The sequence below is a fragment of the Pseudoalteromonas sp. AS84 genome (assembly GCF_038900255.1).
GTDB lineage: Bacteria > Pseudomonadota > Gammaproteobacteria > Enterobacterales > Alteromonadaceae > Pseudoalteromonas.
In genome coordinates, this window is the sequence record NZ_JBBMQY010000019.1 from 62,681 (window position 1) to 85,754 (window position 23,074).

Below are 23,074 nucleotides of genomic sequence, written 5' to 3' on the forward strand. Positions count from 1 at the left end.
CAGCTTAAAAAGTTAGCCTTTCATATAAACCAGATGCTCTTGATACGCTTTTATTCATTGCTAATTGCAGTACTTTTTTATCAGCCACCAGCTCAAAGGTATTTTTAGCGCGGGTTATACCCGTATAAACTAATTGCCTGTTTATACCCATGCGCGCTTGTTTTAGCGGTGGCAATACCATAGCGGTGTAGTTAAACTCTGAGCCTTGTGATTTATGAATGGTCATTACGTATACTTTATCGTGTGCAGGGAGTCGTGCAGGCGAAAATGCTCGTTGATTACCTTGCTCGTCAATAAATATGGCTTTGAGTTGATTACTTTCATCTGGCATTAAAATACCAATATCACCGTTAAATAACTTAAGTTGATAATCGTTTTGGCTCACCATAATAGGCATACCCGTATAGTGGTGAGTATTAGGACTAACGGTAATTAAACCTTGCTGTTGCAACACGCGCTCTATTCGTTGATTTAAGCTATGCACGCCGTAATCGCCCTCTCGTACCGCAGCTAAAAGCTGATAACTAGCAAAAGCAGCATGCACTTGTGCAACACCTGCACCTTGGGCAATTAAGTTAAGGTATTTTGCATAATGACTTGCTGCACTTTTAACGAGTTTTTCAATCGGTTTTGCTACAAAGTCGTAATCTAAAATTACATCGTTAAAGCGCCCTTCAGTACTTTCTTGTTCTACGTAATTTAAAATACCGGTGTTATTGGTGTTTACCGCAAGTGCAAGTTGACCAATACCGCTTTGTGCGTCAAATCGATAACTGTGTTGTAAAAAGGCAATGCAATCTGCGAGTTTAAATTCACTCGCACTTTGCGCTGCAAGTTTAGCCTCGTTATTAAAGCATAAATTATTTAACTCATCACAACGTGCTTGCGAATAGCGTGGCGTTTGTCCAAGTGTTAAACCTTGGCATAAATCGCTCATTACGCTGCCGGTATCTACTGAGGCAAGTTGATCTTTATCACCTAAGAGTATTAACCGCGCGTGCGCGGGCAGTGCTTCTATTAATTTAGCCATCAGCGATAAATCGACCATGCTGGCTTCGTCAATAATCAGCACATCTAAATGCAGCGGATTGCTTTTGTTATGTCTAAATTTATTAGTAAACGGTTTTACGCCCAGTAAGCGATGAATCGTTTGAGCGCTTTGCGGGATCAGCGTTTTTATATCATCAGGAATCGTTGTGAGCTTATTTTTGGCGCCCAAAGTAGACTCACTTAAACGTGCAGCTGCTTTACCTGTAGGGGCCACCAGCTTAATACTAAGGGGTGCTGTTTCATAAAGTGACTGCAAAATAGCCAGTAACTTAGTCACGGTGGTAGTTTTACCTGTACCTGGGCCACCCGTGATCACACTAAAGCCTTTGGTGGCCGCAATCGCGCACGCCACTTTTTGCCAATCAGTTTCAATTGTTGAATCAGCAGGAAAATAAGTATTTAAAAGCCCTGCTAATACTTCATCATTTATATTGAGCTTTCGCTCGCTCATGCTTAATAGTCTATCAGCAAGTGTTTGCTCATAACCTGCAAGGCGCGAAAAATAAAGTCGCTCGTTAAATAATTGCAATGGCTTACTCTCGCCAACGCTTTCATGGTTTTGTAAATAACTAACCGCTGTGTGTACATCAAAGTCATCACTAAACGGGCTTAGCGTACTGGGAACATTGCCATCGAGTTTATTAAAGTCACCTTTGCGCAAGTTAAAAGGATTGCTCCAATCAACTTCATTTAAGGTTAAACAACTGTGCTGACTTTGCTGCGATAAGCACAGTAATAAAACAATATAAAATAGTTCATTATGTGTTTGCTCTATGCCATTAGTACTCAGTAATTCAGCGAGCTTAACATCAACTACACGTAATCGTTTTTCAACTAATAAATACTCAAGTAACGGCACTTCGGTAATTGAATATTTTACAGCCACCTCATTTTGTGATTTAAGAATATTTAGAGGCTCATCGCTAGGCGCTTGATCAATATCGTCAAACAAGCCAGGTTGTTCATTTAAATCGCTCATAGCATGGCTCCTTGGCTAAATAAGCCATCTAAAATAATCACTTGTTCTACAGTTAGCTTTTTAAAGTACACGCCTTGCCCTGCTGGCATTCCACGTAAAAAAGTGTAATACACGCCGCCTAAATGGGTCTCTATTGAGTAATTAGCTATACGTTGTTTTAATAAACGATGCAGCGCTACGGTGTAAATTAAATACTGTAAATGATATTGATGGCTGCTCATTGCTTGCTCAAGCATATCGCCTTCGTAATCAGCTGGCGTACTGCCTAAATAATTAGACTTATAATCTAAAATATAATACTTACCTTGGTAGCAAAATATTAAATCGACAAAGCCTTTTAACAAGCCTTTTACTTGCGAAAACTCAAGCTTACTTTGCGTAAAACCAAAATGTTTAACCAACATTTCGTTTAGCTTAGGTGCACTTAAGCTCTCAAGTGGTAAATTAAATTCCATTTCGACTAGGCAATCATTGGGTGCAAGCACACCCAATGAAAGAAGGCTGTTTTCTAGAGAGCTGTTATCTAGGGGGCACGCAAGAACATCAAGCACCCATTTTTCAGCCACTTCTCGCCATTGCTCACCTATGTGGTATTTTTCAAGGCTGCGCTTAACTACCTCAGATAAGTTTTGCTCGGTATTAGTTGGATGAACTACTGGGCTAGTAAAATCTATTTGTTCAAATATTTCGTGCAGACAGCTACCGGGCTTTGCCCCTTTAGGAAAACTATAAGGTGATGGTAGTTCGTCCTCTTGCACTGCGAACTCGTCTTTTTCGTGATCTTCATCACTTCGCCCTGGGGCTAATTGGTCGCTATGCTTTTTAAAGCTCAACGCACTAAAGCTGGTTGCTCGCCAATTACGCTCAATAGTTGCCGTTACACTATTAACAGTTAATGTTTGCTGCGCACTTTCACTATTATTAAAACTAAGTGTTCCCTGCTCTAATAATGTGTGTGAGGTAAATTGCTGATAGCCCATCGCGCTATTAGCATCGCAAAACTCACTTAAATGCGTGCGCCATGTTTGGCTACTGGCAAGCTCAAGCCCTGCAAATAAAACGTGTCCTAGTGCACTACTTTGTATAGCTAAGCGACTACTTTGCCCTTGCCCAATGTTATAAACACCCAGTGCACAAAAATGCACAGCCCGCGTGAGAGCTACATAAAGCAGGCGTAAATCTTCAGCTAGGCGCTCTTGCTCTGCTTTTTGAAGTGCATCTTCGTCTTTACTTAAATCGTAAATTAGCTTGCCGTTATCGTGATAAAGCGCTTCTTTTGTTTCGCGATAGCCACTGGCAAACGGCATAAATACCAGTGGGTATTCAAGCCCTTTTGAGGCATGCATAGTGACAATTTTAACTAAGTTGGCGTCACTTTCTAGGCGTACTTGTACTGTTTCACCGTCTTGTTGGCTTACCTTTTGTGCAAACCAGCGCAGTAAACGTAGCGTGCCTTCAAGCTCTATTTGTTTTTGTTGAAGTATTTCGCCCAAATGCCTAAAGTCCGTCAGCCAACGCTCTACGTTATACCCTAAACCTTGCCATTTAGCGCTAAGTTGGTTGTGACTCATTAAGCGCTCAAGCATAGCCATAGCGCCTTGCTTGTTCCAAATGTGGCTAAGCTGTGCAAAAAAGTTTAAATGCTCTTGCCATTTATTTTCATCATCGGCGAGTGCGTGTATTTCGTTATAGCTTAAACAAAATAACGGGCCAGCTAATACACCGCGCAGCAGTGACTCGTCATATTGCCCATGCAGCGCCGTTAAAAAGTTAAGTAGGTGATGGCTAAGCTCTTGGCTAAAAACACTTTCGCGCGATAAATACACGCTGGCTATTTTGGCTTCGCTAAGCGCTTTTTTCATTATTTGTGCTTCAACACGGTCGCGCACTAATATACAAATATCGGCAGCGCTTACAGGAGTACTGCCAATACAGGCATTACCTTGTTTTGCTTTTTCAAGCAGGGTCACTATTTTATTAGCAAAATGAGTGGCTAAATGTGCTTGCCCTACACCTTTGTTGGTTGGTTTGTTTTTTTCGTCTGCGGCTTCATCTACAAATACGTTAAATTCGAATGCGGTCGCGGGTTTGCCATCAATTAAAAAAGAGTCTTCCGCTTTTTTACCTTTAGCAGCTACTGCGTTAAACGGTATGGCGTCGTTATAAATAAAGCTGTTAGCGTGTTTGCCAAATAAACTATTAACGCTATTTACTATATCGGTGCTTGAGCGAAAGTTAGTACCTAGCGTAAATTGCTGATCAGTCTGTACAGCTTCTTTTGCGCCAATATACGTAAAAATATCCGCGCCCCTAAAGCCATAAATAGCCTGTTTGGGGTCGCCTATCATGGCAAGCGTGGTATTTTGTTGCCCATAAATTTTACTAAAAATACCGTACTGAATCGGGTCGGTATCTTGGAATTCATCAATCATGGCAACCGGAAACAACTGCGCAATTTTTTGCGCTAGTACGTCGCCTTGCTCGTTATTAAGCGCACTGTGTAAATTGGTCAGTAAATCATCTGGGGTGATCACGTTTTGCTCTTGCTTGCGCTTAACTATTGCGGCTTTTACCCAGCGCGCTGCATGTTGTACAACCGCTATTTTGAGCCCTTGGTTTATGGTGTTATTAAGTGCGGTAAGCTCGTCAAACTGACTCAGTAATGGATGCACAAATAATGGCTGATTTTTTTTATAATTGCCCACATCGCTTAAGTTTTCTGTACTCCACACTTCAAACGAATACTTGTTAGTGCCAAATTCAAAAAACAAATCGCCGCCTAAACAAAATGCTTCAAGCGCACCAAGGCTGCCTTTTCGTGCTGGCGTTTTAGACCCGCTTAAACCCGAGCCTTTAATAGCACCTATAAACTCTTGCTCTAATACTGCTTTTTTAAATGCAGGTACACGGGTTATGTACTCGTCACGGGCTTTCCATACATCATCTAAATTTATTTGTGGTGTAATGTGCGCATTAGCTTTGTTTAAAATGCTCGCCACTTGAGCGAATAAAGCCTCAGGTGCGGCAAATACATCTAAAATAGCATCGGTGCGTTCTTTGTTAAGTGGGTATACAAACGCACGCCAAAAATCTTTAATAGTTTCGAGCAGTATGTCGCGCTCATCTAAAATAAATTCGAGGTTAAACGCCACACCCGATTCAAACGCATGTTGTTTTAGCATCCGCTGACAAAAGCCATGAATAGTAAAAATAGCGGCTTCGTCCATTGATTTAGCAGCTGCATCGAGTAAATCAAAGGCGCGGTGTTTATCATCAATTTTGGCAATTACGCCTTCAATGAGTTCGTCGTTTGGGTCTTGCCCAAGTAGTGCATCGCGCGCAGCAATAATTCGGCTGCGTACGCGGTCTTTAATTTCTTGGGTGGCGGCATCGGTAAAGGTTACAACCAAAATTTGCTCAACACTGAGCGGCGTATTTAACTCACCTTCTATTTGCATACCTAACAAGTAGCGTAAATACAGCCCCGTAATTGTATAAGTTTTGCCGGTACCCGCACTGGCTTCTATTAAACTTTGACCAATGAGCGGCATAGTAAGAGGATTAAGCGCTTGCATGGTCACTCTCCTTTGCGTGTTCAAATAAAGGCGTGAGCAATTTATCACTCCATTTTATAAATTCGTCTTGGCAGTCGTTTAGCGATTGCACCGTTAAGCGGATATACGGGTTTTCGCCCTCTCCTCGCCCTATGTATTGCGGGCTAAATTTGCTCATCGCTTTTGTTATATCGCCGCCACTTTTAACGTACTCATAACCACTTACCGGAAAAAATGGCACAGGCTCTGCGCGCAGTGCTTTGTATAACTCAAACCAATCGGCCAATAGTGCATCCGCATCGGCTTTGTTTATGGGCGCAAAGGTAATTTGCTTATCGAGCCCAAGTAACAATGTTTCTACGTTATGATCCATACTTTGCGCTGCAAGGTGATAAATAAAGCCTTTAATTAAATCTTTCGCTTTAATACTCGCACTGCGGTAAAACACTTGTTTTTGCAAATAAACATGATTGAGCCAGCCTTCTATTTTGGTACCTTCAATGGTAAGCAAAACCTCTATCGGCTCACTTTTCCCGCCTTTAATGTGCTCTTTAACTTGCCCTGCAAGCGCGTCAACTCGGTGCTCCATACTCTCAAATATAAGGCTGCCTACATTGGCTTGAGGTAACTCACCCCGCTGCAGTATTTGCTCGGTACTTAGTGGCTGCTCGTTTATATTGGCTTTAAGTATTTCATCAAGATAAAAATAACGGCGCAGTGCATCTAGGCTAAATGGTTCTTCGTCTTTTGCTACTTCGTTAAATTGTGGCAGGCGTAAACCTAATGTTTGTTGATAAAAGCTCTCTTGTGCGCTGCACACACTTTTAATAAACACATCGAGATCTAACTGTTCTGGCACAACAACATCAAGCGCGGTAACTGGCTGTGGTTTAATTGACTCACTTGGCAGCCAAATTGGATTGTAACTGTGGTTACTCAGCACAGTATTGGCTTGCTCATCGGCTAAATAATAATGGCTATTAAAGGGCTGTAAATGCTGCTGATTAATTAGACATGCGGGCAGCGTTTTTTCACTCTTTTCGCTTTCCTCGCTTAATACAAAACTACGCCCAATATATTCTAACAGCTCGCTTACAAGGGTTGATGGCATGCGCGGTTGGTTATCAAAACACGAGCGACCAATGTAACTCATGTATAAGTTGTCGCGGGCACTCAGTAGTGCTTCTAAAAATAAGTAGCGGTCATCTAATTTACGTGATCGGTCACCTTTTTGCTTTTTAGAATAAGGCACTAAGTCAAAACCAATAGGCTGTACGTTACGCGGGTAGTCGGCATCATTTAAGCCCAGCATACACACCACTTTAAATGGCACGGCGCGCATGGGCATAAGCGTACAAAAGTTTACTTGGCCTACTAAAAACCGCTGCCCCACGCCTTTTTCTTGAATGCCTTGTTTAATTAAGTAACTAACAATACGCTGCGAAACCGCTTTACTGTAATCGCCGTTGTCGTGGTGCTTTTGTAACTCTTCGAGCACATTTTGCAGCACTAATAAATCCCAGCTGTCGTCGCTTTCACTTTCGTATATAGCGTTTAATAGCTCACTTAAAATATGCGCTTTATTAGTGAGCGTATCGTCGGGCGTTAGCTGCTCTTTAAAGCTTTGCAGTACATCAATAAAGTGCACGAGCTTGTTGAGTGTATCAAGCGCCATGCCTTCTACTTCATCGGCGCTGTAAATACCATTAAACGGGCATTGCTCGTCGCGCTGCGCTATGCCAAGCAATAAACGGTTGAGCCCATGTTGCCAGGTATTTAAATCAATAGCGGGTAAATCAAAGCTGCTTTTATGCGCTGCGTTTATACCCCATTTAACCCCAACACGTTCAAGCCAATATTGAATTTGCTCGTATTCGTGCGCTTCAAGCCCAAACTTTTCGGCTATTTGCGTCACTTGTAATAAATCAAGAATATCCGACACACCAAAGCGCGAAAACGGCAAGTTAGCTAAACTCGCAAATGAGCTAAGGACAGGCTTTTCTTGCTCTATGGCTAGATCGGCCAATGCGTACGGAATAAAGCGGTTGCCTTGCGCCCCACCAAATACAGCTTCAATATAAGGGCTGTAAGTGCCTACATCGGGCATCATGACAATTATGTCTTTGGGGGTAAGCGTTGGGTTTTGATTAAATAAGTTAAGTAAGTAGTCGTGCAAGCGCTCAACTTCTCTGAGCGGTGTATGGCAATCGCTGAGCGTAATACTGGTGTCGGTTGCGCTGATTGGTAATTTACCTTCGTCGTTTATAAACCACTCTTTGTTATCGGTCAGTGATTCGCCTTTAAACGCAAGCTGATAAATCTCACTTTGTACTTGCCCTAGTAAGGTGTCGTCAAACACATCAATAAAACCGTCAATCCAACGGGCATCTAACTGTACGAGTTGTTCAAAGTAATCGCGACCTAATTTACCCCACGACGATAATAACGGATTACCAATAAAGTAGTATTCTTCATCTGGATTGGTTTGTTTTTTTTGTTGTGCTTCCACCAGCGGCATTTTAGCGTATTTAGCGCTTATTTTAGCTGCTGTTTTTTCATCTATAATATCGCCCCAGTAATGCTCACTCGGGTTAAAAAAGAATAATATAACCTCGGTTTTTTTACTCAGCGCTTCAAATACGTCTAGCTGGGAGCTGGCAATCGCCGATATACCAAATAAGCTAATGCGTTGTGGCAGTAAGCTATTATCCATAGTCTCAAGCGCTGCAAGTAACTGCCCTTGCATATTAGCGCGATGAAATTGACTTTGCCCAAGGTCTTGGCTTAATTTTACAATGCGTCGCCATAAGTCAGGTTGCCATGGTGCAATGGCTACATCTACATCATCAAGCTCATCTTTGCCGCTATCCCATGTGGCTATCCAGTGCGGTCGGTACATTAAATATTGGTCGTACACATCGGCTATTTTTTCGCATAGCGCAAAGGTTTTTTGCCCGTCAATATCGCCCTCTAAATAGGTTTTTAGCGGCAAATACAATGGCTCATCAATACAGTTTGGTAAAATTGCAAATAGTTTCCAAGCAAGGTTGGGCTTGTTAAATGCCGACTCTTTAGGGACATTTGGCAGTAATTGCTGATACAACTGCCAAATAAAGCTCGATGGCAGCGGAAAATCCACCTGCGCTGCGACCCCTAAGTTTTCGCTCAAACCTATTTTTAACCACTGCGACATACCCGGCGATTGCACTAGCACTACTTCTTTGTCGAACGGGCTTTGCAATGGGTTTACTTTTAACAGCTGGTGGAACTGCGCTTGCAGGGCTTCCATGCGGTTTGATTGAATAATATTTAGCATATAACACTGACCTTGCTTGAGATAAAACCAGTGTAAGATATTTTCAATATTAGGGGTAGCGCAAACAGGTAATTGGTATTAATAAATCAGAGAGTTAGCAAGTAATTTAAACGCACAGCATCTATTTTATATACTGTGCGTAGTAGTGAGTTTATTTATAAGGGCTAATACTTGATAAACTAAAGTCACTTTGCATTATTACTTCGCCATCAATGCCTTTTAATTTAAGTGAAATAGCGGGATCTGTTTGTTGCCAGTCTACGCTTAAATCACCATAATTTACGTTATGAGTAAAGTCCCCTACTCGGTGTTTGTTAGGGCTGACGTCTTTCCACTTTTCAGTTAAGCCAGAGCTAGTCATCTCAATTAATGGGTAATCAAGGTTTTGCTGATACTTTGATATTTCGCCCCAGTGTGTGTCACCACTTATAATCACTACCCCATTTACCTTGTGCTTTTTAATCAATGCAAATAAACGGTTTCTATCTTCAGGAAAGTTTGCCCATGACTCCCAACCTGTAAAATCGGGTAAAAGCTGTAAGCTTGAGGCAATCAATTTTATTGCAGCGGGCTTTTTAAGCTCTTGTTCAAGCCATTGCCACTGGGCTTCACCTATCATTGATGCGCCCTTCACTTCACTGGGACTATACGGACCTTGGTTATTAAACTTACGCTTAGTGTAATACTCAAGCTCACCTACATGGTTGAGCGCATCACGGTTCCAACGTAAATCAGGCATTATTACTTGTATGGTTTGCTCATTTTCCCCATACATGTACGAGGTATAAATTCCATCAGGGCGAGTGCGACGCGCTGAGTTTGCAGGTTCATCCCAAAAATTAAGCATAATTTGGCGTGATTGCTCTTTATGCGGATACTCTTTACCTGCATCGTTTTGACCAAAATCGTGGTCATCCCACATAGCAATAATAGGCGTTTGCGCTTTTAACGTTTTAAAACCAGGCTTTGCCCCTAAACGTTGATACTTATTGGCAAGTACATCCATATCGTTGGTATCGCCGTAAATATTGTCACCCAGAAATATAAACAAATCCCCTTGCTCTTTATTAATTGCATTAAATATGGGAATGTTTTTATCTTGATGCCCACACGAACCAAACAGGATTTTAGATGGCGCGGCAGTAACATTCGCGCTAATAACCAAACTCAACGCCAAGGCTGATAGGGTCAATGGTTTAAATAGGTTCTTCATTTTAAAATCTCGCTAATAGCAGGTGCCATATTTGAATTTATTTCATTTGGGTTCTGCCCAAGAGCCTTTAAAACGGTCGCTGCTATTTGCGCTTGTTTAAGCTCATTTTTAGTTTTAATTAAGCCACTGCCTTTTATTGCAGGACCAATGGCAGCAAGCCAAATATGTTCAGAGCCAATAATTCCTTCTGGGTAGGTATTTTCACCTAACTTTAGCTCAGCAAGTGCACGTTTAGAGCTGTGATGTTGCCAATCGTTGGCATTATTGCCACGCCCGTGATCAGTGGTAATAATTAGTGTGGTGTTATTTTTATAACCCACTGTAGTTTGAATGGTTGCCCATAAGTCTTTTATAAACGCGTCACTTTGCCTTGCCGATTTAAGGTATTGGTCGTAATGACCATCATGCGCAAAGTCATCGGTTTCGCCTAAACTTATCACTAACAACTTAGGCTTTTTAGCCAACATATACGCTTTAGCAAAGCGATATGTAAAACTGTCTAGTCGTACGTTATACCAAGGGCTGGGGATTTCATTTTGTAGTGCATTTAACAATGGCGCATCAGTGAATAAATTCTCTTCAATTGACATAAAACCTGCATTTACATACACGTTACTGCGCTTAGTATTTACAATGTATGGAAATACATCCCAACTGCCAAATAAGGCTGTGCTACCTTTAAACTCAGGTAACTTATCTAAACGCTCTAAAATAGTTTTATTTGGGTTGAGCACTTTGTTGTTACTATTTATATTTTCGTCTACTTCACCGGTGAGTATTTCGTTATAACCAGGATATGAAAAATACCACGGGTTACTTACCGACATAGTAGAGCCGTTAGCTCTATCGCCAATTATAATCCCTTTTTTAGCCACTACTTGAGTTAAAAAAGGCATTAATAATTGCTGGCGCTCATTCGCTGTTTTTGCCCAAAATTGAGTCTTTAATTGCTCAGGCTTTTTAACAAAGTCAGTGTTATTAATTAAGCTATTATCAGCCCCATTAAATACTTCTTGCCAGCGTACTCCATCAAGCGTTATCAGCACTACATTTTGCGCCGCATTAACCGCATTGCTTAATAATACAGTTAAGCTAAATACCACTACTTTTATTACTGAGTTCATAATATGTGTGTACCTTTTAAAAAAAGCCCATCAGTGATGGACTTTAAAATATTTACTATTTAACCTGAACTCTGGTTAAGAGTTTACTAACATAATTGAATAATAAGTTGCGTACTTTGAGTATTAAAAAGTAGCACTTAAAGTCACTGCCGCTGTACGCGGAGCACCTATAAAGTAAGTGGTACCATTGCCTGTACCGCCAGCTAGATAGCTTTTATCTGTCACGTTATAAACTACAAATGCAATATCTAGTGCTTTAAATGGGCCTGCATTTACTTCTGCTGAGTAACCTGCATTTAAATCCAGCACAGTGTAGCCGTCAACCTCACCACGTTCGCCGGTGTATTTAGCCGACAACCCAAAACGAAAATCCCCACTGTAGTAGTCTGTCGATAGCACGAATAAGTCATCGACTGAGTCAATTACTTTGTCACCTGCTTCAAAGCCTGGCGCGTCGCCCTTGTACTCTGAGTCGTTATTTGTATACGAGCTATATATATTCCACTCTGAATTAAGCATATAACTTGCAGAAAGCTCTAAACCTTTAGACTCAATACCACCTACATTTAAGTAAGAGCCATTAGTGCCTATTGTGTAATCAATACCGCCTGTATCGCTACCAGGTGCAATAAAGGTAATACGGTTATCAAACTCTATTGAATACGCTGTTGCTGTTAGTTTTAACGCATTATTTTGATAGCGCACACCAAGGTCAATATTCTCAGCGGTTTCAGGCTCGATGGCTGATAAATCCGAGCTATCACGTTCTAGTACACCGTCTTTAATAGCCGCAAAATTTTCGCTGTAACTGGTAAATAACTCTGTAGAGTCATTTAACTGATACAAAATACCGCCACTGAACAGTATGTCTGAATCACTATTTATTTTTGCTGTGGTTGCATTTTGATAATGATCATACTTTTCAATATCAACAAGGTACTTTTTAACACCTAAGTTAAGTGTAAAATCACCAAGCGCCATTGAATCTTGCGCATACCATTTTAGAGTGTCAGTTTCAAAAGTGTTTTTGTATTGTGTCCAGTATGGAGTGCTATCAAAGTGATGATAAATACGCGCATCAATTACCTTGTGCCAATCACGAGATTCTTCACGGTCACTTTGTTCATACCATAAACCTGCTTCTATATCATGCATACCAAAAGTGGCTTGGTAGTTTGCCGTTAAACCAAGGCGGTCTTTTTTGTAATGCGTATGGCGATACGACATAACAGGTGTTGCTGTATCGTCGTAACACGCAGGGTTTAAACCAGGACCCGATTCCCATGGCCAGCTTAAACTTGCCGTACATTCTTCGTTTGGTGCAAGCGGATTCCCTTCACTATCAGCAAATCCGTAAGAGCCAGCATTTGTTCCGCCCTCAGTTGTTGGATTACCATTTTCATCAACAGGGGTTGTTAAATACGGTGGGATCCAATCCCCACGCCCTGAATTTTTATGATAATACGGGCTAACGGTAATAAGTGATGTTGGAGAAAGTGCATATTCCAATTTTAAATACGCTAGAGTGTTTTCGCGAAGCGTACCCCAGCCTTCTGCGAACATTTGGTCAAAATGTGGGACCCCAGTCCAATTCCAAGTCAGCTGATCCCAATCTGGTGTTTGCTCAAACTGCTCAATACTTACACTATTGTAGTTTGTCTCGCTTACATCATCATAAGATAAACGACCAGTAATGGTTAAATCCGTAAGCGTAGTTACAAATTTAAGCTCAGCGTGTTGGTTATCTTTCCCGCCATTACTACCTGAGCCAATCCAACGGCTTGTATCGGTTTGCGAGTAACTTACATACGCTTGTGTATTATCAAAAATCGTACCTGTTTCGTGCTTAACGTAATAGCGTGTGGCATCGTGACTGCCTGAGGTATAAGCAAAAGTGGTGCTTTTATCTAAACTTGGTGCTTTACTTACAAAATTAAATGTACCGCCAAGCGCTTCAAGTGAAGCCGATTTAATGTCAGACGTCCCTTGACCAACCTCTACCGTTGCTAAATTTTCGCTCTCCAAGTAACGATTAGCTTTAGCACCGCCACCATAATTAGAACCACCATTGGGAATACCATCAACAGTCATACCTAATTGTTGTTGGTTTGAGTCAATACTAAAACCACGCATTGTAATAGTCGTTGACCAATCATCGCCACCAAATGCATCACCTTCGTTAATACTAATACCCGGTAAGTTATCAATAACCGATAATATGCTCGATACCGAACTTTGTTGCTCAAGCATTGCAGGCTCAATAACATTGTTTGCGTAACTTGTTGGTTTTGCCGTTACTGTAATTTCTTCAATTTCGTTATCGTTTGCGTAAGCGGATGTTGATACAGCCATGGCAATAGCAATGCTCAAAAGTGATTTGTTTTTTAAAGCGTACATTGTTGTCCCGTTTGATTTTAATTATGAAATATGAAAACGGACACAGTATGAATTTTAAATATGACAACGAGGATGAACTTTATTTACATAAAGGTTAAACAAATATGGGAGATTTATGGCGGGGATATGTACAAAAAAAGACACTCAAAGGTTTTATCTTGAGTGTCTTAGTTATTTTCTAAACTTTTTACAAATAGTACTTTATTTTAGTTCGGCAAGCATTTCATCGCTGTACGGCACTAGCTCTTCACCGTTTGCAATTTTGTTAACGTAATCAGGATTCGCAATAAGTGGACGACCAATCGCGATTAAATCAAACTTAGCGTCGTTAATGGCCTCTTTTGCTGTCTCAAAACTATAACTGCCTACACCTACTAATGTACCTTTGTAGCCTGCACGTAAAAATTCAGATGTAGTTTTACCCTCAAGTGACTCAAACGCTGTACTGTCGTCAAAAATACCGCCGTGTAAGTACGCTAAATCTCTTTTTTCTAGTTCTGGTAGTAAGTAATCAAATACCGCTTTATCACGGTTATCTTCACTCATATTAAAGTAAGCACCTGGTGTTAATCTAAGTGCAGTACGCTCGTTGCCAACAGCTGCAATAACCGCATCTGTTACTTCTAATGCAAAGCGCGACATATTTTCAGGCGTTTGACCGTATTCGTCGCTGCGTGTATTTGCCGCATAATGTAAAAATTGGTCAATTAAATAACCGTTAGCACCATGAATTTCTACACCATCAAAACCTGCTTCAATTGCGTTTTCTGCCGCTTTTGCGTAATCGGCTACTAGAGATTTAATGTCATCCGTAGTAGCTGCTTTAGGTGTGATGTAGGTAAGCTCACGCATGCGTGGTACAGAACCTTCAACACCAATTGCAGATGGTGCCAGTACATCGCCATCAAAAAAGTGAGGATGTGCAACACGACCAACATGCCAAAGCTGTGCAAACATTTTACCGCCGTTAGCGTGTACTGCATCTGTTACTTTTTTCCAACCTTGAATTTGCTCACTGGTAAATAAACCCGGAGTATTTGGGTAACCTTGCGCGTCTGGGCGAATAATAGTTGCTTCACTAATAATTAAACCGGTTTCGGCACGGCGAGCATAATATTCAACCATATCTTGTGTTGGCACTAAGTTATCGTCAGCCATGCAACGAGTTAGTGGCGCCATAAGTACACGGTTTTTAAGCTCAATTGTGTTATTTAGTTTAAACGGAGCAAGTAAATCAGTAGTCATTTTTCAATCCTTCATTAAGTATATGCTTACTACAATGTGGCCTTTTTACAAACATTCAAGCTTATTTTGAATGATCGCTCAAATTAGTGAGGAATTATACTGCTCAATATGTAAATTAGATCTGCATTAATGAAATTAAATAATAACTTTTCAACACTCTGTCATATAACTCGATATACTTGTACGCTATATATTAAATATCGACAGCAACGAGAGTGAGCCAATCATGACGAGCGAAAATGCAACCGAACAACAAGCAGTAATTTTAGGCCTTGGAGCAAAAAAACGCTTAGCTTACATGTTCGAAACCGTGCAAGAATTTAAGCAAGTATGGATTTTAAACGACGATGATGGCTGCGTTATGCTTGCCAATGAAGACGACGATTGCGTGCCTGTTTGGCCAACTCGTGAATTTGCAGAAGCGTGGGCTACTGGCGAATGGGCTGGCTGTAGCGCTAAAGCAATACCACTTGCAGATTGGTTTAGTCGCTGGACGCCAGGTCTTGAAGAAGATGATTTACTTATTGCCGCATTTCCTACTGAGGAAGACGACGGTACAATATTGTTTTCAGATGAATTTGAAAAACAGTTAAAAGCGCCAAAGAAAAAGTACTAAGGTGTAAAGCCTAAATACTCAGAGTTCTTTAATTTATAAGCGCGGCACTTAATTTAGTAGCCGCGTTTTTATTACCCGTTTCTAAAACTCAAATACGCCTGCGTTATAGCATTTGCATCTTCTACTTGTGGATAATGGCCAAGCTCTGAGAACTCTTTAACACTCGCGTTTGGTATCAACTTTTTGTAATGCTCAATCATGTGCTTACCAGAAATCGGATCTACTGCGCCTGCTATAAACGTAAGTGGTATATGGCTATTTACAATAGCACCAACCCAGCGTTCTCGGTTTTGCTGCCTCTGCATTATATAACTAATGAGTTTAGACATAACGGCTAAGCCATCTTTGTAAATCAGCAGTTCCCAAAGTGTGTCTATTACCTGTGTTGTAGGCGGTGTATTTTTACCAAAAATAGTCACTAGATTATTGGCAAATTTTTGTTTATTCATTAATTTTGGCACTAGCCAACCAAACTTAGATAATAATAATTTTTGTATAAATAAGGGTTTATGCACCTCAGGAAATAACCCACCGTTTAAAAAGCACACGCTGTTAATTTGTATTTCACTTTGCGAAGCTACTTGCCTTGCTAATAACTCTTGAGCGACTGTATCGCCATAATCATGGGCTAGTATATGCACATCATTAATATTTAAACGCTTTAAAAATTGTGTGTATAAATCAGCTTGTTCTGTAATTTTATAGTCTGCATTTTTTGGTTTATCTGATAAACCAAAACCTAGCATATCGAGTGTGATCACAAAATAATGATCGCTAAGCGTTTGCCACATACCTTCCCAGTCCCAACTGGCGCTAGGAAAGCCATGTATTAAAAGCAGCACGGGGTTTGTTACATCCCCGGCTGTTTTAGTAAAAATTTGATGGCCATTAATTTTGGTAAATGAACCCTGAGAACGCCACTGCTGTAGAGAAAACATGTATTAACTTAATTTTTATTATTTATTTGTCAGTTTTATCATAGTAATCAGAAAAAAAACCAGTGTATAAAAATAGCATTGGTTTTTAAAAGTCATTTAAAATTTAATAGTGTAATCCATATATACTCGATGGTCTGCTCTGTCACCTTTAACACCGTCAACACTGCCTGTTTTATCGGTTATATAATCTAAAAACAACCAGCGTAAGCTTAAACCTTTTATTGCCTCAACTTTATAACGTGTATCTAAAGCCCAGTACTTTTCTTCGGCTTCACCGCCTATTTGACCTAAAGCTGAATTTTCGGCGCCCGTACCGCTAGTGTAATAAAACTTAGTACTGAGCCCTGGCGATACAGCTTTTAAGTTAATACCCAAGCGTGCCTGCCATGATGTTTCATTTTGGTTTGTTAAATCGGCACCAATCAGGGAGCGCGTCGGGAATGGATTTGTTCCATGATCGCCACTAAAGTTATCTTCAATCCAAGCATCACTTACTTTCGTAAATGCAGCACCTGCGCTCCAAATATCTTTTTTCCAATCAGCATCTAAGTAATAAGCAAATCCATCGTTTTCACTTTTAGTTAAGCCTGTTAATGCTCCTGGTGTATCTTCATCATCTAAATCGCCGCCCTCTGCGCCTGTTACAAATAAATCACCATCATCTTGTGAGGTAAATATACCACTTGAAAGTGTTAACTTACTTTGTTTAAGTTTAATATCATAACTGATTTTTAATCCCATTTTACTTAGATAATTCTGGGACTTTAAATATTCAGCCTCTAATGTTAGATCGTCTTTTTTGTGCGTAGCACCTACGCCCCAAATTACACTAATAGCGCCAGTTGCCGATTGGTCGGTAGAAAAGTCTTCCCATCTATCATCGTGTCGTCGGCTCCATTTATCATATACATAACCATATACCTTAGTGTTGCCAATTTTATAGTCGCCAAAAACACCTCTAAAGGTATTGGGAATAGCCCGACTCCCAGAGCTTTTAAGCAACATACTTTTAGTTTTTTGCCCGCCCACTTTAACGTGACCGTTGTTACCCAATTTAAAATCTAAAAAATATTGACCAAATTTAGAAAAGCTATCGTCAACTCCACCGCTCTCATTACCTGCTGGTAAAATATTACCTGCGGCTGAACCTGTAGAATTAATATTTATCACGGTGTAGGTCGATACACCCACAGTAACTAAGTCGTTTATATAACCAGAGGTGTAATTGAGTTCTATACCTTGAGCGAAGGTTGAATCGTCGCTTGCATCGTTATCGTAGTCACGATCAAAATAAATTGACCTGAGTTTTATATTAAACACATCTTGTTCTGTCAGTCCATTAACAGCGGCATACGAAGGAATAGAAAAACATATTAATACTGCGCTTGTTGCCACAAGTGATTTAGAGAACCGTTGAGCCATAGTTGTCTCCGTTACCTTGTTTTGTTTAAATTTTGACTGTGTAGTGCTTAACAGCGTGTATATTTTGCGACCTACACGGCAAACATGTAATAAGGTAATTAAATTTCACGCAATGACTTTTCTTTCATGCCACTAAATATAGAACAATATGAGTTTTTAATGATTTAATTTTCATATTATAAAATATTAAATATTTTTTTGTGTCGGATGAATACAAAAATGACAGAGAAATTGGTTATACAACTCCTACTAGTTGTATAACCAATTTACTTTCAGAATATCATGACTACGATTTCATCTGACTCAGCTTACACTTACCAAATTTATATTATAAAGAACTGCTTAAGCTATTAGGTTGAAGCGTGCATACAGAAATATATGGTTTATGGTTTTATTATGGCCCTGAAGAAAGCTATATTTATTAGATACATACTTAAGTCATTTAAATATCGTAATATATCGGCAGTGTAATCTTCAAATATTATTGCACTGTAATAAAAAGCTAACCGACATTGTTATGTGGAGCGCAATTATCAGTAAAAGCTCAAAAGGTATGGAAGGTTTAACACCTTAAACCAATACTTTTTTCGGTAGTTCTAAAATAATAGAGTGTATATAAATCATTAGCTTTATATACACTCTCTATTTACTCCTAAAACTCAGAATTAAATTTCCTTTTACTCTCGAGCTCTAAACCTCTATAAAATATATATATTCTAATTATGAACAAAGTTGTATCCTGAATAATAAGTGCTATATTTATTTTGATGATAGAGGTAGATACGCACTCAGCATATTAATAATAAAGGATGAGTTAATGTTCTCAGGACGACTGGTTAGGAAAGGGCTTTTAGTCTCTATACTTGCTCATGCCATTTTTCTTATCAGCGGTATTGTCTTAACTTTCTTCGCTCACATTAAACACCAAAATGCACTTAACTATAAAATAAACGAAGCACTTAACAACCGTCTCTCTACGCTCTCAACAGGCGTAACGAATAGAATCGACTTATATAAATATGGGCTCTTCGGTTTAAAAGGGTTTATACACGGTATAGGCGTTAATAATTTAAACTACCAAACATTTTCTAATTACTCTAATAGTCGTAACTATGGCCAAGAATTCCCCGGTGCAAACGGGATTGGTTTCATTCGAAAGGTAACATCTAAGAATCTAACCCAGTTTTTACATACTGCAAAATATGATAGACCCACTCAAACATTTAACTTTAATCAGCTTAATAATGATAATAATGAACATTTTATTATTCAGTATATTTTTCCTGAACATAAAAATTTACAAGCAATAGGTTTAGATATTGGCTCAGAGAGCATGCGTAAAAAAGCAGCATTAAATGCAGCTTCTCACAATAAGGCTCAACTCACGGGCCCTATAACTTTAGTACAGGCTAATGAGCAATCATTGCAAGGGTTTTTAATTTTACTGCCAATTTATAAAAGCATTACGATTGCGGATAATAAAGAGCAACGCATTAATGAGATCTTAGGCTGGGCATACGCTCCATTATTAATAAATAAAATTTTAGACTCTCTCTCGCTAGTTGATGAGAATAAGCTAGTCATTAGCGATATAGCTAACAACGCTAAAACTGACTTTTTTAGCTACGGTATTCAAAGCAATTCAGCTAATTACCAGTTAACTAAAATAATTAAAGTGATGGGAAGAACATGGGAACTCACGCTTAGTGCTTCAGACGCATTTATTGAAACATTGCATTTGCCGGGTAAATATCAAGCTATTGTCAATGGTATTTTTTATACTCTTATTTGCATGTTTATAATTTTATTACTACAGCTATTTTTTTACCGTAGGGCACAACGAACGCAGCGAAGAATTGTCAAAGCTAAACAAAATAAGCATATGCTTCAGCAAACAAATTTAAAATTAGAAAAAGAAGTAAAACTACGCACTAAGGAAATTGCCGATATTAGTATGCTTCAACGAAGTATTTTAAATAGTGCCAGTTATTCAATTATCGCAACCGACATAAACGGCTTAATTACTTTATTTAACCCCGCCTCTGAAAAGTTATTAGGTTATAAAGCGCAAGATGTTATTGGAATTGAAAACCCAGCAATTTTTCATTTAAAAGAAGAAATAATAAAAAAAGCGAACCAGCTTAGTACTGAATTAAATAAAGCTGTACCGCCTAGTTTTGAAGTTTTGATTTTAAAAGCAACGGCTACAGAGCCTGATATCAATCAGTGGACATACATTTCTTCTACAGGCGAGCACATACAAGTTAATATAAGTGTCACCTCTTTATTAAATAATGAAAATGAAATCGTTGGCTATTTAGGTATTGCTTATGATTTAACAGAGCAAATTAATCACGAACAAGCTCTAGGACACGCTAAAGAACTAGCTGAACAAGCATCTCAGGCTAAATCTGAGTTTTTAGCAAATATGAGCCACGAAATACGAACCCCAATGAATGGCATACTTGGCACATTACAGTTATTGCAAGAGCAGCCCCTCAATGAAAAGTCAAAAGAGTATTTAAAAAAATCACTTTATTCGACCCGCTCACTCACCACTATTATTAATGATATTCTAGATTTTTCTAAAATTGAGGCCGGCAAGCTTTCATTAGAGCATAAACCTTTTGATCTTTTTGAACTTATTCATCACCTAGAATCTGATCTTGGTCTGCAAGCTAGCGATAAAAACATATACCTTAAATTTGTTATTAATATTAAGCATAAGCATTGGGTGGGCGACCCTGTTAGGCTCAGACAGGTGTTTTTAAACTTAATATCTAATGCGATTAAGTTTACATCGAAAGGTGGCGTTACAGTAACGTTTAGACTAACTGATGAAAACAAAATATGTTGCAGTATATCAGACACCGGAATTGGAATTTCTGAGAAGGCAATAGAGCGATTGTTTGAGCGCTTTGAACAAGCTGAGCAATCAACTACGCGTGAATACGGTGGTACAGGGCTAGGCTTACCTATCACTAAATCATTAATAGGCTTAATGAATGGTGAAATAAAAGTAACAAGTCAATTAGGTTCAGGCAGCCAGTTTTATGTTTACTTACCACTAGATCAAGCACAGATTGATGAAAATATATTAACAGCAAAAAATGTTGAGTTTCCTGATTTAACTGGCAAAACCATTTTATTAGCAGAAGACAACAAAATAAATCAACTGGTGGCTTCTGCAATGCTTGAACCAACTAAAGCCACCATTATTATTGCAAATAATGGGTTGGAAGCAGTTTCGTTATATGAGTCACACAAGCCAGACATTATTTTTATGGACATTCAAATGCCAAAAATGGATGGCCTTCAGGCATGTAAACAAATTAAGGCGCTTGATAGCGAGCAAATTATTATCGCGTTAACCGCTAATGTTTTTACGGAACAAAAAGAAATATACAGGCAGTTATTTGATGGTTACGTTTCAAAGCCAATTGAAAAACATGAGCTTATAGGCATGTTATCAACACTCTATTTAGTTAATACCTAATTTAGGCATTAAAAAACCCAGTTACTAATACCTTTCAATATTAGTAACTGGGTTCTAAGAATAATGGTGGAGGGAGAGGGATTCGAACCCTCGTTAGGGATAAACCTAAACACACTTTCCAGGCGTGCGCCTTCAGCCACTCAGCCATCCCTCCACAGTGCTGCTATTATGTAATGCAACAGCGCGCTATAGTATGAAATAGACCCTTAAGGTGCAAGGCATTTTTAAATATGAGCCTTTAAATGCTTACTTATCAAGCAATAGCTTATCTATAGGCACAAAAAAAGGCTAAATCTAAGACTTAACCGTTTTTAATTTATACTTTTAAAATTACTTAGCCATGCTCGCAGTAAATTCAAGCATGCGATTAAGTGACTTAAGTGCGCCTTCGCGTAAATCCATATCAACGAATACTTCTTTACCTTTAGGGCTTATGAGGGCTTCCTCAATCGCTTTTAAGCCATTCATCGCCATCCAAGGGCAATGAGCGCAACTTTTACATGAAGCGCCCTCACCTGCCGTTGGAGCCGCAAAAAACTCTTTATCTGGACATAGTTGCTGCATTTTATAAAAGATGCCGCGATCGGTTGCTACAATAAACTTTTTATTGTCCATTGTTTGCGCAGCTTTAATTAATTGGCTCGTAGATCCAACCGAATCGGCAAGTGCAACAATTTCTGCTGGTGACTCAGGATGAACTAATACGCCTGCATCTGGGTGTAGCGCCTTCATATCTTTTAAGGCTTTAGTTTTAAATTCGTCATGTACGATACATGCACCATTCCACATAAGCATATCAGCACCGGTATTTTTTTGAATATAGCTACCAAGGTGCTTATCTGGGCCCCAAATGATTTTTTCGCCTTGCTCATCAAGGTGCTCTACTATTTCAAGTGCACATGATGAAGTTACAATCCAATCTGCACGCGCCTTAACTGCGGTAGAGGTGTTTGCATACACAACCACTTTACGGTCAGGGTGCTCATCACAAAACGCTGAGAACTCGTCTATCGGACAACCAATATCTAGCGAACACGTCGCTTCAAGTGTTGGCATTACAACCGTTTTATTTGGCGTTAAAATTTTGGCTGTTTCGCCCATAAATTTCACGCCCGCGACGATGATCATATCTGCATCATGACGTGCACCAAAACGCGCCATTTCTAGCGAGTCGGCAACGCAGCCGCCAGTTTCTTCAGCAAGTGCTTGAATTTCAGGATCGGTATAATAATGTGCAACAAGTACTGCATTTTTATCTTTTAGTAATTGTTTTATACGCGCTTTATATTCGCCTTGCTCGTCATTTGTTAACGGTGCTGGCTTAGGGGGGAAAATATAACCTTCAGGCATAATAGTTTGAGCTAGACTCATGTTCTCGACCACTTATCTACAGTGCATTAATTAGGGCGAATTATACGAGAATATAAACACAAATAACAGCAAACTAGTAAAGCTGTTTATAAAAAATAGAATGGGAATTTAAAAAAGAATATAAAGGAAAGTATTAGAGGGTGGTGGGTCATGATGGATTTGAACCATCGACCAATTGATTAAAAGTCAACTGCTCTACCAACTGAGCTAATGACCCGCTCTAATGTAAATCTGCTTTGAAAAAAGCTACGTAAATCCGCCGATTAAAACTTTCATAGAATGGTGGGTTATGATGGATTTGAACCATCGACCAATTGATTAAAAGTCAACTGCTCTACCAACTGAGCTAATAA

The 23,074-nt window shown here is 39.5% G+C and carries 12 protein-coding genes and 2 tRNA genes; 2 read left to right on the forward strand and 12 right to left on the reverse strand.

Going from position 1 to position 23,074, the window contains the following annotated elements; translation table 11 throughout:
* Positions 1-4 precede the first annotated feature (4 nt).
* The 7 genes from recD to WNY79_RS16780 all read right to left on the reverse strand — a co-directional run bounded on the left by recD (position 5) and on the right by WNY79_RS16780 (position 14,878).
* Positions 5-2,029 carry an exodeoxyribonuclease V subunit alpha gene (gene recD, locus WNY79_RS16750; protein ID WP_342876435.1) on the reverse strand — a complete coding sequence of 675 codons (2,025 nt, stop codon included), beginning with the start codon at positions 2,027-2,029 and terminating at the stop codon, positions 5-7.
* Positions 2,026-5,604, reverse strand: coding sequence for an exodeoxyribonuclease V subunit beta (gene recB / locus WNY79_RS16755; RefSeq protein WP_342876436.1), 3,579 nt, complete (start codon positions 5,602-5,604; stop codon positions 2,026-2,028). Before recB ends, recD begins: the two co-directional genes overlap by 4 nt.
* Positions 5,591-8,899, reverse strand: coding sequence for an exodeoxyribonuclease V subunit gamma (gene recC / locus WNY79_RS16760; RefSeq protein WP_342876437.1), 3,309 nt, complete (start codon positions 8,897-8,899; stop codon positions 5,591-5,593). The genes recB and recC overlap by 14 nt, the downstream gene beginning before the upstream one ends.
* 151 nt (positions 8,900-9,050) lie before the next feature.
* Entirely contained in the window at positions 9,051-10,112 is a 1,062-nt protein-coding gene (locus tag WNY79_RS16765) for an alkaline phosphatase D family protein (protein ID WP_342876438.1), read from the reverse strand.
* On the reverse strand, positions 10,109-11,236 hold the full coding sequence (locus WNY79_RS16770) for an alkaline phosphatase family protein (RefSeq protein WP_342876439.1): 1,128 nt from the start codon (positions 11,234-11,236) through the stop codon (positions 10,109-10,111). Before WNY79_RS16770 ends, WNY79_RS16765 begins: the two co-directional genes overlap by 4 nt.
* A gap of 123 nt (positions 11,237-11,359) precedes the next feature.
* Positions 11,360-13,633: a TonB-dependent receptor gene (locus WNY79_RS16775; RefSeq protein WP_076923809.1), complete on the reverse strand. Its 2,274-nt coding sequence runs from the start codon at positions 13,631-13,633 to the stop codon at positions 11,360-11,362.
* Between the two features lie 201 nt (positions 13,634-13,834).
* Positions 13,835-14,878 carry an alkene reductase gene (locus WNY79_RS16780; RefSeq protein WP_076923808.1) on the reverse strand — a complete coding sequence of 348 codons (1,044 nt, stop codon included), beginning with the start codon at positions 14,876-14,878 and terminating at the stop codon, positions 13,835-13,837.
* 226 nt (positions 14,879-15,104) lie between these two features.
* Between WNY79_RS16780 and WNY79_RS16785 the strand changes: the two genes are divergently transcribed.
* Positions 15,105-15,494, forward strand: coding sequence for a DUF2750 domain-containing protein (locus WNY79_RS16785; protein WP_024599157.1), 390 nt, complete (start codon positions 15,105-15,107; stop codon positions 15,492-15,494).
* A 71-nt stretch (positions 15,495-15,565) separates the two neighbouring features.
* Here WNY79_RS16785 and WNY79_RS16790 read toward each other — a convergent pair whose 3' ends face one another.
* Positions 15,566-16,432, reverse strand: a complete 867-nt coding sequence (locus tag WNY79_RS16790) for an alpha/beta hydrolase (RefSeq protein WP_342876440.1) — start codon at positions 16,430-16,432, stop codon at positions 15,566-15,568.
* Positions 16,433-16,528: 96 nt separating this feature from the next.
* Entirely contained in the window at positions 16,529-17,854 is a 1,326-nt protein-coding gene (locus WNY79_RS16795; RefSeq protein WP_342876441.1) for an OprD family outer membrane porin, read from the reverse strand.
* Positions 17,855-18,671: 817 nt separating this feature from the next.
* Between WNY79_RS16795 and WNY79_RS16800 the strand changes: the two genes are divergently transcribed.
* Positions 18,672-21,350 carry a CHASE domain-containing protein gene (locus tag WNY79_RS16800; protein ID WP_342876442.1) on the forward strand — a complete coding sequence of 893 codons (2,679 nt, stop codon included), beginning with the start codon at positions 18,672-18,674 and terminating at the stop codon, positions 21,348-21,350.
* A 64-nt stretch (positions 21,351-21,414) separates the two neighbouring features.
* Here the strand turns inward: WNY79_RS16800 and WNY79_RS16805 are convergent.
* From WNY79_RS16805 to WNY79_RS16815, 3 genes are all read right to left on the reverse strand, one after another.
* Positions 21,415-21,504: transfer RNA gene (locus WNY79_RS16805), tRNA-Ser, on the reverse strand.
* A gap of 176 nt (positions 21,505-21,680) precedes the next feature.
* Positions 21,681-22,721, reverse strand: a complete 1,041-nt coding sequence (nadA, locus tag WNY79_RS16810) for a quinolinate synthase NadA (RefSeq protein ID WP_007580396.1) — start codon at positions 22,719-22,721, stop codon at positions 21,681-21,683.
* Between the two features lie 141 nt (positions 22,722-22,862).
* A tRNA-Lys gene (locus WNY79_RS16815) sits at positions 22,863-22,938 on the reverse strand.
* Between the last annotated feature and the right edge of the window lie 136 nt (positions 22,939-23,074).

Coding starts and splice junctions, on each gene's coding strand:
- recD (WP_342876435.1), bottom strand. CDS start 2,029: ATGAGCGATTTAAATGAACAACCTGGCTTGTTTGACGATATTGATCAA.
- recB (WP_342876436.1), bottom strand. CDS start 5,604: ATGCAAGCGCTTAATCCTCTTACTATGCCGCTCATTGGTCAAAGTTTA.
- recC (WP_342876437.1), bottom strand. CDS start 8,899: ATGCTAAATATTATTCAATCAAACCGCATGGAAGCCCTGCAAGCGCAG.
- WNY79_RS16765 (WP_342876438.1), bottom strand. CDS start 10,112: ATGAAGAACCTATTTAAACCATTGACCCTATCAGCCTTGGCGTTGAGT.
- WNY79_RS16770 (WP_342876439.1), bottom strand. CDS start 11,236: ATGAACTCAGTAATAAAAGTAGTGGTATTTAGCTTAACTGTATTATTA.
- WNY79_RS16775 (WP_076923809.1), bottom strand. CDS start 13,633: ATGTACGCTTTAAAAAACAAATCACTTTTGAGCATTGCTATTGCCATG.
- WNY79_RS16780 (WP_076923808.1), bottom strand. CDS start 14,878: ATGACTACTGATTTACTTGCTCCGTTTAAACTAAATAACACAATTGAG.
- WNY79_RS16785 (WP_024599157.1), top strand. CDS start 15,105: ATGACGAGCGAAAATGCAACCGAACAACAAGCAGTAATTTTAGGCCTT.
- WNY79_RS16790 (WP_342876440.1), bottom strand. CDS start 16,432: ATGTTTTCTCTACAGCAGTGGCGTTCTCAGGGTTCATTTACCAAAATT.
- WNY79_RS16795 (WP_342876441.1), bottom strand. CDS start 17,854: ATGGCTCAACGGTTCTCTAAATCACTTGTGGCAACAAGCGCAGTATTA.
- WNY79_RS16800 (WP_342876442.1), top strand. CDS start 18,672: ATGTTCTCAGGACGACTGGTTAGGAAAGGGCTTTTAGTCTCTATACTT.
- nadA (WP_007580396.1), bottom strand. CDS start 22,721: ATGAGTCTAGCTCAAACTATTATGCCTGAAGGTTATATTTTCCCCCCT.